The following is a 14058-nucleotide window of genomic DNA, read 5'->3' as shown; positions in this document are numbered from 1 at the left end:
TCTGTTGCGCGGCCCCGTCCGATCGACTATGCGGGCACGCTACCGTACGGCCCCCCCACCGCGCCGAGCGGTCGGTGCACTGTCGGTCACAACTGTGGTCGGGTCTTCCGTAAACTGTGCGTCGTGACCGACACGACGAACCAGCGCCCCGCGAGCAAGCCCGGGGACGAAGCAGCCACCCTCCCGACGACCTACGCCCCGGCCGAGGTAGAGGGCGAGCTGTACGAGCGCTGGGTAGAGCGTGGCTATTTCACCGCCGACGCGAAGAGCGACAAGCCCGCGTACACCATCGTCATCCCGCCGCCGAACGTCACCGGTGCGCTGCACCTGGGCCACGCGTTCCAGCACACGCTGATGGACGCGCTGACCCGCCGCAAGCGGATGCTGGGCTTCGAGGCGCTCTGGCTCCCGGGCATGGACCACGCGGGCATCGCCACCCAGAACCGGGTGGAGCAGCAGCTCGCTGAGTCCGGCCTGTCCCGGCACGACCTGGGCCGTGAGGCCTTCGTCGAGAAGGTCTGGGAGTGGAAGGAGAACTACGGCGGCCGGATCCTCGGCCAGATGCGCCGTCTCGGCGACGGCGTGGACTGGTCGCGCGAGCGCTTCACCATGGACGAGGGCCTGTCGCAGGCCGTCCAGACCATCTTCAAGAAGCTCTTCGACGACGGCCTGATCTACCGCGCCGAGCGCATCATCAACTGGTGCCCGCGCTGCCTGACCGCGCTGTCCGACGTCGAGGTGGACCACAAGGACCTCCCGGGCGAGCTGGTCTCGATCCGCTACGGCGACGGCGAGGACTCGATCGTGGTCGCCACCACGCGCGCCGAGACCCTGCTCGGCGACACCGCGGTGGCCGTCCACCCGTCCGACGAGCGCTACGCGCACCTGGTCGGCCGGACCATCAAGCTGCCGCTGACGGACCGTGAGATCCCGGTCGTCGCCGACGAGCACGTCGACCCGGAGTTCGGCACCGGCGCCGTCAAGGTGACCCCGGCGCACGACCCGAACGACTTCGCCATCGGCCAGCGCCACAACCTGCCGAACCTGACCGTGATGGACGAGCGCGGTGTGCTCACCGTGCACGGCCCGTTCCTCGGCCTGGACCGGCTGGAGGCCCGCTCCGCCGTGGTCGGCGCGCTGCGCGAGCAGGGGCGCATCGTCGCCGAGAAGCGCCCCTACGAGCACGCCGTGGGCCACTGCTCGCGCTGCCACACCGTGGTCGAGCCGCGGCTGTCGCTGCAGTGGTGGGTCAAGGTCGAGCCGCTGGCCAAGGCCGCCGGCGACGCCGTCCGCGACGGCAAGGTCGAGATCCACCCGAAGGAGCTGGAGCGCCGCTACTTCGACTGGGTCGACAACATGTACGACTGGTGCATCTCGCGCCAGCTCTGGTGGGGCCACCGGATCCCGGTCTGGTACGGCCCGAACGGCGAGGTCGTCTGCGTCGGACCGAACGAGCAGCCGCCCACCGGCGAGGGCTGGGAGCAGGACCCGGACGTCCTGGACACCTGGTTCTCCTCCGGCCTGTGGCCGTTCTCCACCCTCGGCTGGCCGGAGAAGACCGCCGACCTGGAGAAGTTCTACCCGACCGACGTCCTGGTGACCGGCCACGACATCATCTTCTTCTGGGTCGCCCGGATGATGATGTTCGGCCTGTACGCGATGGACGGCGAGATCCCGTTCAAGACGGTCGCACTGACCGGCCTGGTCCGCGACGAGTTCGGCAAGAAGATGTCGAAGTCGTCCGGCACCGCCGTCGACCCGCTGGACTGGATGGACGCCTACGGCGCCGACGCCGTCCGCTTCACGCTGGCCCGCGGTGCCAACCCCGGCGCCGACGTGCCGATCGGCGAGGACTGGGTCAAGGGCTCCCGGAACTTCTGCAACAAGATCTGGAACGCCACCCGCTTCGCGCTGATGAACGGCGCCACCGTCCAGGGCCCGCTCCCCGCGACGGAGGAGCTCACCGCGGCGGACCGCTGGATCCTGTCCCGGCTGAACGCCACCGTGGCCGAAGTGGACGCGCTGTACGAGGACTTCGAGTTCGCGAAGGTCTCGGACACGCTGTTCCACTTCGCCTGGGACGAGGTCTTCGACTGGTACGTCGAGCTGTCCAAGACCACCCTCAACAAGGGCGGCGCGCAGGCCGACCACGCCCGCCGCGTCCTCGGCGAGGTGCTGGACGTGACGCTGCGTCTGCTGCACCCGATCGTCCCGTTCGTCACCGACGCGCTGTGGACGGCGCTGACCGGCGCCGAGTCGGTCGTCGTCGCCGAGTGGCCGAAGGACTCCGGCTACCGCGACACCGACGCCGAGTCGGAGATCGCGCAGCTGCAGCAACTGGTCACCGAGGTCCGCCGGTTCCGCAACGACCAGGGCCTGCGCGACACCCAGAAGGTCCCGGCGCAGCTGGAGCTGGCCGGGCACCGGCTGGAGGTGCACGAGGCGGCGATCCGCTCGCTGCTGCGGCTGACGGCGCCGGAGGAGGGCTTCCACGCCACCGCCTCGCTGCCGGTGGCCGGCACCACTGTCTCGCTCGACCTGTCCGGCACCATCGACGTAGCGGCCGAACGCAAGCGCCTGCAGAAGGACTTGGCGGCGGCCGAGAAGGAGAAGGCGCAGACCACCGGCAAGCTCGGCAACGAGGCCTTCCTGGCCAAGGCGCCGGACGACGTGGTCGCCAAGATCCGGCTCCGGCTGGAGACCGCCGAGGCCGACATCGCCCGGATCACCGCCCAGCTCGCGGCGCTGCCGCAGGGCTGACCGCGCGTCAGGAAGGGCCGCTGCTCCCGCACTGCGGGGGCGGCGGCCCTTCGCCTTTCCCGAGTTGGGGTCGGCGGTCTGTCAATTCCCTTGGCCGCGCGTCGCGGTAACGGTTTCGCTGCGGCTATTCGTCCTGTATTCCCGGCAATTGACGCACTGCGCCAAAGGGAATACATCGGGTTGCCGCCCCCCGCGCGTTCAGCGAACTTCGCACATCGAATGTGTACGGTGGGGCGGAAGTTCCCATTCGGGCGGGGCATCGAACGGAGGGCATACGCATGGTGGCGACCAGGGAGTTGGCCGACGAACTTCCGATGGCGGAGGTGGAGGCGGCCAAGGCCCGGGCGGCAACCCTCCTGTTGGCATTCCAGCACGGAAACCAGCTCGCCTTCGACACCGAACTCGACCTGCTGCTCGCCGAGAACGCCGAGCGCGAGGCGACCACCCTGCTGGTGTGGATCGCCGCCGAGGCGGTCCGCAAGGCGTACGCGCCCGAGGTCGCCGACCGGGTGCTGCGCGGCCTGGCCCGGCGTGCCCCGTACGGCACTTGCGAGGTCGCGGTGGACGAGGAGACGGCAGGCGCGGCGCTGCTGCTGGAGGCCGTCGCCGACGGGGACGTCGCCGCGGTCCGCGCCCTGGTGGCCGGTACGCCCGACACCACCTACCTGCTGGGCGGCCTGGTCCAGGCGGTGGCGATGATGCTGCCGCTGCTGCCGGACGGCGAGGCCGAGGAGATCGCCACCGAACTGCGCCGCCGACACGCCGCGCGACTGCCCACACCCCGCGTCACCACTTGACGGATCGTCACTGCCGGGCCCGGCGGGGAACTTCCCCCGCCGGGCCCGCTGCCGTGCTGCCGCTACGGCATGGCGTGCAGGTGGGAGCCGACGGTGCCGGCGATGCCGCCGCCCGCGAGGGCGTCCCAGTTGGTGGACCAGGTCATCGCGCCGCCGATGCCCGGCCAGGTCTTCGAGGGTTTGAAGGAACCGCAGTTGGTTCCCGCGGCCAGGCAGTCCAGCGCCGCGTTCACGGTCGCCGGGCTGGTGTAGCCGCCACCCGCCGCGCTGGTGGAGGCGGGCACCCCGAGGCCGACCTGGCTCGGGTCGAGGCCGCCCTGCAGCTGGATGCAGGCCAGGCCGGTGAGGAAGTTCTCGGTGCCCTGCGAATACACGCCGCCGTCGCAGCCGAGCATCGCACCGGAGTTGTAGTACTGCATGTTGACGATGGTCAGGACGTCCTTGGTGGCCAGCGCCAGCTTGAAGTACTCGGTGCCGGTGGACTGCATGTCGATGGTCTGCGGAGCCATGGTGAGCACGAACCCGGACCCGACCTTTGCCGCCAGGGTGTGCAACGCCTGTGCCATGTAGGTGGAGTTGACGCCGTTCTCCAGGTCGATGTCGATCCCGTCGAAGCCGTACGTCTGGATCAGGCTGTACGCGGAGTTGGCGAAGTTGGCCGCCGCGGCCGAACTCGCCACCGAGACGGTGCCGTTCTGCCCGCCGACCGAGATGATGACCTTCTTGCCGGCCGCGCGCCTGGCCGCGATGTCGGCCCTGAACTGGGCGTCGGTGTAGCCGTTCAGCTTCGAGGACAGCGTCGGGTCCAGGGTGAAACTGATCGCGCCCTGGGTGCTGGTGGCGTCCGCGAAGGCCACCGCGATGATGTCGTACGCCGCGGGGACGTCACTGATCCGTTGCGGGGTCGCGCCGTTGTAGAAGTTCTGCCAGTAGCCGGTCAGCTTGTGCTTCTGCCCGGGCGGCGGCGGAGTGGTGGAGGAGCCGCTGGGTGAGGGCGACGCCGAGGTGGACGTCGAGGGGGACGGCGACACCGAGGTCGGACCGGAGCTGGACGGGCTGGGCGAGCCGGTGCCCGGGCCGACCATCGAGACCTTGTCCACCAGGTACGGCGGCTGGCCGTACCACCCGTGGAACCACACCTGCACCGAGGTGGTGCCGGCCCCCGTGGTGAAGGTGCTGCTGAGCGTGTTCCACCCGGTGTTGGAGCTCCAGGTGGACGGGTCGGTGCCGCCGGTGCCGGTGGCGCCCAGGAACACGTACGAGCCCTGCACCACCGCGGACAGGGTGTACGTCGAGTTGGGCAGCACGGTGACCTGCTGGCTGCAGTTGGCGTAGTCCGACCCGGCCGGGGTGCCCTGCAGGTCCCAGCCGGTGGCGGAGTTGTTCACCGCGGTGACGGTGGGGCCGCAGGCCCACGGGGTGATGTGGTCGCCGGCCGAGAAGTCGCCGTTCCGGATCACGTCCACGTCGGCGGCGGTGGCCGTCCCGGTACCGGTCAGCACCATGCCGACCAGGGCCAGTACGGCCGCCAGCAATCCGGCGAGCAGGGCCCGTGCGCCGCGCGGAAGTCGATGTGGTGCACGCATGCCATCTCCAGGTGGGGGAGTGTCGATGGGGGTGCGGTGCGGGGGAGCCGAGGAGCTGGACGAGCGACTCACACGGTGGAGTAGACCAATTCCGGTGTCAAGAGGTCCGGAGCCGGTCCGCGGGCCACCGGGGTGGCCGTCGGGGGCGGACGTCGGGAGTCCTTAGACTGGCGGGGTGAGCGACAAGGCCGAGCCCAACCCCTACACCGTCCGTCCCGCCGACGCCGGCGGCACCGACTCCGATCTGCGCGCCGTCGAGGCCGAACTGGCCACCCGCTGGCCGGAGAACAAGCTGGAGCCCTCGCTCGACCGGATCGAGGCGCTGATGGACATCCTCGGCCAGCCGCAGCGCTCCTACCCGTCCATTCACATCACCGGCACCAACGGCAAGACCTCCACCGCCCGGATGGTCGAGCAGCTGCTGGGCGTCTTCGAACTGCGCACCGGCCGCTACACCTCGCCGCACGTGGAGTCCGTCACCGAGCGGATCAGCCTGGACGGGGCGCCGATCAGCCCGGAGAAGTTCGTCGAGACCTACCGCGACATCGAGCCCTACGTGCAGATGGTGGACGCGGCGCAGCCGGTCGCGATGTCCTTCTTCGAGGTGCTGACCGGCATGGCGTACGCGGCCTTCGCGGACGCCCCGGTGGACGTCGCGGTCGTCGAGGTCGGCATGGGCGGCTCCTGGGACGCCACCAACGTGATCGACGCCCAGGTGGCGGTGATCACCCCGATCGGCCTGGACCACACCGACAAGCTCGGCGACACCACCGGCAAGATCGCGGTGGAGAAGTCCGGGATCATCAAGCCGGGCGCGCTCGCCGTGGTCGCCCAGCAGAAGCTGGACGCCGCCGAGACGATCCTGCGCCGGGCCGTCGAGGTGGACGCCACCGTGGCCCGCGAGGGCATGGAGTTCGGCGTGCTGCGCCGCGAGGTCGCCGTCGGCGGCCAGCTGGTCACCCTGCGCGGCCTCGGCGGCCACGAGTACCAGGACCTGTTCATCCCGCTGCACGGCGACCACCAGGCGCAGAACGCCGCGCTGGCGCTCGCCGCGGTGGAGGCGTTCTTCGGCATCGGCCAGGGCGGCGCCGAGCACCTGGACGAGGAGAAGGTCCGGCAGGCGCTGTTCGGCGTCTCCTCGCCGGGCCGGCTGGAGGTCGTCAGGCGCAGCCCCACCGTGATCCTGGACGCCGCGCACAACCCGCACGGTGCGCAGGCCGCCGCCGCCGCGATCGGCGAGGCGTTCGGCTTCACAAAGCTGGTCGGCGTCATCGCCGCCAGCGGCGACAAGGACGTCACCGGCCTGCTGGAGGTCTTCGAGCCGATCCTCGCCGAGGTCGTCATCACCCAGAACTCCACCCACCGCGCGATGCCCGTCGACCGTCTCGCGGCCCTCGCCGTCGAGGTGTTCGGCGAGGACCGGGTGCAGGTCGAGCCCCGGCTGGACGACGCCATCGACGCCGCGGTCACCCTCGCCGAGGAGGAGGACCTCGGCGGCGCCGGCGTCCTGGTCACCGGCTCCGTCATCACGGTGGGCGAGGCGCGCCTGCTGTTCGGAAGGAAGTAGCGGTCGATGCGCACCCTGTGCTCCTCCACCCTGATCGGCGAGGCGCTGCTGATCATGTTCGCCGGCCTGGTCGCGATGAAGCTGACCGACGTCGGCACCGGCACCATCTGGGCGGTCAGCGGCGTCGCCATCCTGCTGTGCGTGCTGCTGTGCGGCGCGATCACCCGGCCCGGCGCGGTCTGGGTCGGCTGGGCGCTGCAACTCGGCGTGCTGGCCAGCGGCTTGGTGCTGCCGACGATGTTCGCCTTCGGTGTGGTGTTCGGCGGCCTGTGGTGGTGCTCGGTGCACTACGGCCGCAAGATCGACGAGCTCAAGGCGCAGCGCGCGGCGGCCGCCGGGGCGGCCGCCTGACCGGGCTGGTCGCGGGGGCGGCCACCCGGCCGGGGTAATGTCAGGTGCACACACCGCACGACCCACACCCGAGGAGCCGCCCCGTGTCCCAGCGCACTCTCGTCCTGCTCAAGCCCGACGCCGTGAAGCGCGGCCTGGCCGGCGAGATCATCAGCCGGATCGAGCGCAAGGCCGGCTGGCGCTTCGCCGCGATGGAGCTCCGCACCTTCGACCGCGGCACCCTGGAGCAGCACTACGCCGAGCACGTCGGCCGCCCGTTCTACGAGCCGCTGCTGGAGTTCATGACCTCCGGCCCGTCGATCGCGCTGATCGTCGAGGGCGAGAACGTGATCCCGGGCATCCGTGCGCTGGCCGGTGCCACCGACCCGCTGCAGGCGGGCGCGGGCACCATCCGCGGCGACTACGCGACGATCACCCGCGAGAACCTGATCCACGCCTCGGACTCCCCGGAGTCGGCCGAGCGGGAGATCAAGATCTTCTTCCCGTCCCACGTCTGAGGACTGTGGAGGGCCGTGCGGCCCCGGTGCCCCTGCCTCGGCAGGGGCACTTCGCCCAACTGGGCGTTAATCCTCAAATCACGGAACCCCAGCCTCCGACACGGCGTCCCAATGCCAGGAGAAGCCGATCCGTCCCCGGAGAATGGGCGGGACTCCGTGCCCGCCGTTCGCACCGTCCGGCGTGATTACCATGGACCCCAACTCACGGGCTCGGAGCGGCTGCTCAGCCGCCGTCAGCCCTGCGGGCCCCGGCGGCCGGCTCTCCCCCCGCCCTTGATCCACATTCGGGAAGGCACTCGACATCCCATGGCGAACAACCTGTCGTTCCTCGGCCGGGACCTGGCGATCGACCTCGGCACCGCGAACACACTGGTGTACGTCCGGGGCAAGGGCATCGTGCTGAACGAGCCGTCGGTGGTCGCGGTGAACACCAACACCGGAGGAATCCTCGCGGTGGGTGCCGAGGCCAAGCAGATGATCGGTCGCACCCCTGGCAACATCGTGGCGATCCGCCCGCTGAAGGACGGCGTGATCGCCGACTTCGAGATCACCGAGCGGATGCTGCGGTACTTCATCCTGAAGATCCACCGCCGCCGCTACCTGGCCCGCCCGCGGGTCGTGGTGTGCGTCCCCTCCGGCATCACCGGTGTCGAGCGCCGTGCCGTGGTCGAGGCCAGCATGCTGGCCGGCGCCCGCCAGGTGCACATCATCGAGGAGCCGATGGCCGCCGCGATCGGTTCCGGCCTGCCGGTGCACGAACCGACCGGCAACATGGTCGTCGACATCGGCGGCGGCACCACCGAGGTCGCGGTGATCTCGCTCGGCGGCATCGTCACCGCCCAGTCGCTGCGGGTGGCCGGTGACGAGCTGGACAACGCGATCGTCCAGCACATCAAGAAGGAGTACAGCCTGCTGCTCGGCGAGCGCAGTGCCGAGCAGATCAAGATGTCGATCGGCTCCGCGTTCGGCCTGGAGGGCGAGAAGGACGAGCACGCCGAGATCCGCGGCCGCGACCTGGTCTCCGGCCTGCCGAAGACCGTGGTGATCTCCGCCGCCGAGGTCCGCACCGCCATCGACGAGCCGGTGAACTCGATCATCGACTCGGTGAAGACCACCCTCGACCAGTGCCCGCCGGAGCTGGCCGGCGACGTGATGGACCGCGGCATCGTGCTCACCGGCGGCGGAGCCCTGCTTCGCGGCCTGGACGAGCGGCTGCGCCGGGAGACCGGCATGCCGGTGCACATCGCCGAGAACCCGCTCGACTCGGTGGCCCTGGGGGCGGGCAAGTGCGTCGAGGAGTTCGAGGCACTGCAGCAGGTACTCGACGCCCAGCCGCGTCGCTAGACAACTTTCCAACTGAACAACAGACAGAGCTGATGGACCAGCAGATGGACACTCAGCACGAAGGGGCGGCACCAGCACCGTGAGGGACACCCGACAGAGTCGACTACTGCTGGTCCTGCTGGTCGCGCTCGCATTCGCCCTGATCACCGTCGACATCAAGGGCGGCCAGGACTCGCCGCTCGGCGCCCCGCGCCGGGCGGCCGCGTCCGTGCTCGGCCCGGTCGAGAACGCCGCGGCCGGCGCCGTCGACCCGGTCGCCGGGTACATCCGCGCGATCCGCGACGCCAGCACCCACCAGCAGCGCCTGGACCAGATCACCCGGGAGAACACCGAGCTTCGCCAGAAGCTGGCCTCCTCGGACGCCGCGTCCGGCCGCACCAAGCAGCTGGACGACATGCTGCGCACCGCCGGCACCGGCGGCTACACCATCAAGGCCGCGCAGGTGATCGCGGTCGGCGCCGCCCAGGGCTTCTCCTGGACCATCACCATCGACGCCGGCAGCGACGACGGCCTGACCCGCGACATGACCGTCATCGACGGCCAGGGCCTGGTCGGCCGGATCACCACCGTCGCCCCGACCACCGCGACCGTGCTGCTCGCCTCCGACCCCGGCTTCACCGCCGGCGTCCGGCTGGAGGGCAACAACGAGATCGGCTTCGCGGCCGGCCAGGGCGCCTCGCCGATGAAGATCGAGCTGCTGAACGGCCGCGCCCAGGTGAAGGCCGGCGACCGGCTGGTCACCTTCGGCTCGCAGAGCGGACGCCCGTTCGTCCCCGGCGTGCCGGTCGGCACCGTCAAGGAGGTGCAGGCCACCCCGGGTCAGCTCACCAAGACCATCCTGGTCGAGCCGTACGTGCAGTTCACCCGCCTCGACCTGATCGGCGTGGTGGTCGTGCCGCCGCGCACCGATCCGCGGGACGCCGTGCTGCCGCCGGTCCCCGCCCCCTCCGCCGGCGCCGCGGGCAACCCGCAGGCGCCGATTGCCCCCGCACCGCCCACCACCGGGGGGAACTGATGTTTCGTCCGTCTCGGATCCTGCTGTCCGCCGTCCTGCTGGTGTTCGCCCTGGTGGTCCAGGTCAGCATCCTCGGCCGGCTCCAGCTGCCCGGTGCCACCCCGGACCTGCTGATGCTGGTGGTGGTCGGCCTGGGCCTGGTGTACGGCCCGACCGGCGGCTGCCTGGCGGGCTTCTTCGCCGGCCTGCTGGCCGACCTCGCCCCGCCGTCCGACCACGCCGTCGGCCGGTACGCGCTGGTGCTCTGCCTGGTCGGCTACGGCGCCGGGCTGCTCCGCCCGGAGAACGGCCGGCAGCGATCCGCGCTCAGCGCGATCGGCGTGGTGGCGGTCGCCGCGGTGGTCTCCACCCTGCTGTACGCCACCGTCGGCGCCCTGGTCGGCGACACCGCGGCCCGGCACGTCGGCCTGACCGGGCTGGTGTTCAGCGCCCTGCTGTACGACGTGCTGCTGGCCCCGTTCACGGTGCCGCTGGTGATGCTGCTGGCCCGCCGGTTCGACGGCGACCGGGTGGTCAACGAGACGGTGCGCGGCGCGGACGGCGGCTCCGGCCTCGGCGCGCTGGCCCGCTACAAGACCACGCGCGACCCCTCGTCCACCGCCTCCTACAAGAAGAAGCGCGCGCTCGGCCTCGCCAAGCGCCCCTGAGCCGGGACGGAGTCCGCGCACGTGACGAACATTCCTGATACCGGCCGTACCCGGCGGGTGACGATCCGGCTGGTGGTGCTGCAGATCCTGGTGCTGTCGCTGCTGGCCACCCTCGGCGGTCGGCTGTGGTACCTGCAGATCCGCAACGGCAAGGAGTTCACCGCCAAGGCCCAGGGCAACCACATCCGCGAGGTGGTGGAGCCCGCCGTCCGCGGTGAGGTCCTGGACGCCGCCGGGCGGATCCTGGCCGGCAACGAGACCAAGCTGGTGGTGTCGGTGTCCCGCACCGCGCTGATGCAGCAGAAGGACCACGGCAAGGCGGTGCTTTCCCGGCTCGCCGACGTCCTCGGCGTGCCCGCCGACGATGTCAAGAACAAGGTCCGGCTGTGCGACGCGAAGACCCCGCAGCCGTGCTGGAACGGCTCCCCGTACCAGCCGATCCCGGTCACCCAGCAGGCCACCACGCAGCAGGCGATGCAGATAATGGAGCGCCGCGAGGACTTCCCCGGCGTCACCGCCCAGCCCACCGCACTGCGCCGCTACACCGGCGCGGAGGGTGCCAGCGCCGCCCAGATCCTCGGCTACCTGTCGCCGGTCACCGACGACGAGGTCACCAAGACCGCCGACAAGTCCGGCCGTGAACGCCGCCTGCCGTCCGACCAGATCGGCCGGGCCGGCCTGGAGTCGGTCTACGACGACGACCTGCGCGGCACCACCGGCGTCGACCGGCTGGAGGTCGACAACCTCGGCCGGGTGATCGGCAGCGCCGGCACCACCCCCGCCCAGCCCGGCAACAACCTGATCACCTCGATCGACGCCCGGGTGCAGAAGGTGGTCGAGGACCAGCTCAACCAGGCCATGGTCGAGGCCCGCAAGGTGTACGACAAGGAGACCAGCAAGAACTACCTCGCCGACTCCGGCGCGGCCGTGGTGATGGACGTCCACACCGGCCGGATCGTCGCGATGGCCAGCGCCCCCACCTACGACCCCAACCTGTGGGTCGGCGGCATCTCCGCCAAGGACTACGAGGCGCTGAACAGCAAGGACTCCAACTACCCGCTGATCAACCGGGCCATACAGGGTCAGTCCGCACCCGGCTCGACGTTCAAGGTGATCTCCACCACCGCCGCCGTGCAGGCCGGATACGACCTCAACGGGCACTACCCGTGCCCGAAGTCGCTGACCATCGGCGGCCGCGAGTTCAAGAACTTCGAGTCCGAGCAGTTCGGCGACATCTCGCTGGAGAAGGCGCTCGAAGTCTCCTGCGACACCGTGTTCTACGGCCTCGCCTACGACCAGTGGATGAAGGACGGCGGCCTCAAGCCCAAGAAGGACGCCCCGGACTGGTTCTTCAAGACCGCCCACGAGTTCGGCCTCGGCGCCAAGACCGGCATCGACCTGCCGGGCGAGGTGGCCGGCCGGGTCCCCGACCGGCAGTGGAAGCAGTCCTACTACGACGCGATGAAGCAGTCCTGGTGCGACCAGGCGGCCAAGGGCGGCCACGAGTACGCCGACGAGATCGCCCGCGAGAACTGCGCCGACGGCAACCAGATGCGCGCCGGTGACATGGTCAACTTCGCCATCGGCCAGGGCGACACCCTGGTCACCCCGCTGCAGATGGCCCGGATCTACTCGGCGCTCGCCAACGGCGGCACCCTGTACCGGCCCAGCATCGGCAAGGCGATCGTCAGCCCCGACGGCACCCTGGTGCGTGACATCGCCCCGCACGAGGACGGCAAGATCCCCGCGCAGGGACAACTGCTCGAGTACATCGACCAGGCCACCGCCGGCGTCATCACCGCCGGTACCGCCGCCTGGAAGTTCACCGGCGCCGGCTGGCCGCAGGGCAAGATCGAACTGCACGCCAAGACCGGCACCGCCGAGGTCGCCGGCAAGCAGACCACCTCCTGGCTGACCACCTACAGCAAGGACTACGCGGTGGTCATGACGATCAGCCAGGGCGGCACCGGCTCCGGCGGCTCCGGCGACTCGGTCCGTCGGATCTACCAGGCGCTGTACGGCGTCGACGACAAGGGCAACATCGACAACGCCAAGGCGCTGCTGCCGCAGCCGCAGGCCGCACTGCCCAAGTTCAACCCGGACGGCACCGCGATCATCCAGGCCTCGTACAGCTACGAGGGCGACCGGACCTTCCTGGACCCGGCCCGCCCGGCCCAGGCCGACCCCGCCACCGCGGTGGCGCTCGCCGCGCTGGAACCCAACCGGGCCGGCAGCAACGGAAGGGGCCGGTCATGACCTCCTACGGCTCGTACCGCACCGTGCGGCTCGCCCCGCGGCGCTCCTCGCTGTCCCGGGCGCTGGCCAAGGACTCCCCGCTGCGCCGGCTCGACTGGATCATGATCCTGGCGGCGCTGGGGCTGTCCCTGATGGGATCGCTGCTGGTCTGGTCCGCCACCCGCGGCCGCGACTCGCTGACCCACGGCGACCCGCAGTACTTCCTGTACCGGCACCTGACCAACCTGGTGATCGGCATCGGCCTGTGCGTCGCGGTGATCGCGCTGGGCACCCGGCGGCTGCGCACCGCGGTGCCGTTCTTCTACCTGGCCGTGATGCTGATGCTGTTCGCGGTGCTCAGCCCGCTCGGCTCGACGATCAACGGCGCGCACTCCTGGATCCAGCTCGGCGGCGGCTTCTCCGTCCAGCCCGCCGAGTTCGCGAAACTGGCGATCGTGCTGGGCATGGCCGTGGTGCTGTCCGCCCGGGTGGACGCCGGCGAGCGCGAGTTCCCGCCCACCCGCAGCGTGCTGCAGTCGCTGGCGGTCGCAGGCTTCCCGATGTGCGTGGTCATGCTGATGCCCGACCTCGGCTCGGTGATGGTCATGGTGGTCACCATGCTGGGCGTGCTGATGGCCTCCGGCGCCGCCAACCGCTGGGTGATCGGCCTGCTGGCCGGCGGCACCGCCGGCGCGCTCGCGGTGTGGAAGCTCGGCATCCTCAGCCAGTACCAGATCGACCGCTTCGCGGCGTTCGCCAACCCGGCGCTCGACCCGTCCGGCGTCGGTTACAACACCGCCCAGGCCCGGATCGCCATCGGCTCCGGCGGCCTTTTCGGCATGGGCCTCTTCCACGGCACCCAGACCACCGGCCAGTTCGTGCCCGAGCAGCAGACCGACTTCGTGTTCAGCGTGGCCGGCGAGGAACTCGGCTTCATCGGCGCCCTGGTGATGATCGGTCTGCTCGGCGTCATCCTGTGGCGGGCCTGCCGGATAGCGCGTCAGGCCACCGACCTGTTCGGCACGATCCTGGCGGCCGGCGCGGTCACCTGGTTCGCCTTCCAGGCCTTCGAGAACATCGGCATGAACCTCGGCATCATGCCGGTCGCGGGCATTCCGCTGCCGTTCGTCTCCTACGGCGGCTCGTCGATGTTCGCGGTGTGGATCGCGATCGGGCTGCTGCAGTCGGTGCGCTCGCAGCGGCCGATAGCGATCTGACCGCTCCACGCGTGGAAACAGTGACCCTCGGGGCTCGGCTAC

11 protein-coding genes are annotated in these 14058 nt (G+C 70.5%); 10 read left to right on the top strand and 1 reads right to left on the bottom strand.

The window, feature by feature from the left end; translation table 11 throughout:
- Window positions 1-123 precede the first annotated feature (123 nt).
- Together ACIHEI_RS11210 and ACIHEI_RS11205 are read left to right on the top strand one after the other, a co-directional pair.
- On the top strand, window positions 124-2760 hold the full coding sequence (locus ACIHEI_RS11210; RefSeq protein ID WP_387861532.1) for a valine--tRNA ligase: 2637 nt from the start codon (window positions 124-126) through the stop codon (window positions 2758-2760).
- A gap of 278 nt (window positions 2761-3038) precedes the next feature.
- Complete coding sequence (locus ACIHEI_RS11205) at window positions 3039-3557, top strand: hypothetical protein (RefSeq protein ID WP_392956653.1); 519 nt, start codon at window positions 3039-3041, stop codon at window positions 3555-3557.
- Window positions 3558-3619: 62 nt separating this feature from the next.
- On the opposite strand, the gene ACIHEI_RS11200 is transcribed toward ACIHEI_RS11205, so the two are convergent.
- On the bottom strand, window positions 3620-5143 hold the full coding sequence (locus ACIHEI_RS11200) for a chitinase (protein WP_396606405.1): 1524 nt from the start codon (window positions 5141-5143) through the stop codon (window positions 3620-3622).
- A gap of 175 nt (window positions 5144-5318) precedes the next feature.
- On the opposite strand from ACIHEI_RS11200, the gene ACIHEI_RS11195 reads away from it, so the two are divergent.
- The 8 genes from ACIHEI_RS11195 (at window position 5319) to rodA (ending at window position 14016) form a co-directional block, all read left to right on the top strand.
- A complete protein-coding gene (locus ACIHEI_RS11195; RefSeq protein WP_396606404.1) occupies window positions 5319-6710 on the top strand; it encodes a bifunctional folylpolyglutamate synthase/dihydrofolate synthase in 1392 nt (463 codons plus the stop codon).
- Window positions 6711-6716: 6 nt separating this feature from the next.
- Entirely contained in the window at window positions 6717-7061 is a 345-nt protein-coding gene (locus ACIHEI_RS11190) for a DUF4233 domain-containing protein (RefSeq protein WP_387643094.1), read from the top strand.
- Between the two features lie 83 nt (window positions 7062-7144).
- Window positions 7145-7558, top strand: coding sequence for a nucleoside-diphosphate kinase (gene ndk, locus ACIHEI_RS11185; RefSeq protein WP_387643095.1), 414 nt, complete (start codon window positions 7145-7147; stop codon window positions 7556-7558).
- Window positions 7559-7876: 318 nt separating this feature from the next.
- Window positions 7877-8902, top strand: coding sequence for a rod shape-determining protein (locus ACIHEI_RS11180; RefSeq protein ID WP_387643832.1), 1026 nt, complete (start codon window positions 7877-7879; stop codon window positions 8900-8902).
- Window positions 8903-8981: 79 nt separating this feature from the next.
- Window positions 8982-9917 carry a rod shape-determining protein MreC gene (gene mreC, locus ACIHEI_RS11175; protein ID WP_396606403.1) on the top strand — a complete coding sequence of 312 codons (936 nt, stop codon included), beginning with the start codon at window positions 8982-8984 and terminating at the stop codon, window positions 9915-9917.
- Window positions 9917-10564 (top strand): rod shape-determining protein MreD, encoded by a 648-nt coding sequence (gene mreD, locus ACIHEI_RS11170; protein WP_387643097.1) that lies wholly within the window; start codon window positions 9917-9919, stop codon window positions 10562-10564. The genes mreC and mreD overlap by 1 nt, the downstream gene beginning before the upstream one ends.
- Window positions 10565-10585: 21 nt before the next feature.
- Complete coding sequence (gene mrdA, locus ACIHEI_RS11165) at window positions 10586-12820, top strand: penicillin-binding protein 2 (protein ID WP_392956662.1); 2235 nt, start codon at window positions 10586-10588, stop codon at window positions 12818-12820.
- The gene (rodA, locus tag ACIHEI_RS11160) at window positions 12817-14016 is read left to right on the top strand and encodes a rod shape-determining protein RodA (RefSeq protein WP_392956663.1); all 1200 of its coding nucleotides are present in this window, start codon (window positions 12817-12819) and stop codon (window positions 14014-14016) included. Before mrdA ends, rodA begins: the two co-directional genes overlap by 4 nt.
- The last annotated feature ends 42 nt before the right edge of the window (window positions 14017-14058 follow it).

It is taken from the genome of Kitasatospora sp. NPDC051984, from assembly GCF_044593455.1.
GTDB lineage: Bacteria > Actinomycetota > Actinomycetes > Streptomycetales > Streptomycetaceae > Kitasatospora.
The sequence above is the reverse complement of the archived record's forward strand: the minus strand, read 5'-3'. Positions and strand labels throughout refer to the sequence as shown.

Coding starts and splice junctions, on each gene's coding strand:
- ACIHEI_RS11205 (WP_392956653.1), top strand. CDS start 3,039: ATGGTGGCGACCAGGGAGTTGGCCGACGAACTTCCGATGGCGGAGGTG.
- ACIHEI_RS11200 (WP_396606405.1), bottom strand. CDS start 5,143: ATGCGTGCACCACATCGACTTCCGCGCGGCGCACGGGCCCTGCTCGCC.
- ACIHEI_RS11190 (WP_387643094.1), top strand. CDS start 6,717: ATGCGCACCCTGTGCTCCTCCACCCTGATCGGCGAGGCGCTGCTGATC.
- mreD (WP_387643097.1), top strand. CDS start 9,917: ATGTTTCGTCCGTCTCGGATCCTGCTGTCCGCCGTCCTGCTGGTGTTC.
- rodA (WP_392956663.1), top strand. CDS start 12,817: ATGACCTCCTACGGCTCGTACCGCACCGTGCGGCTCGCCCCGCGGCGC.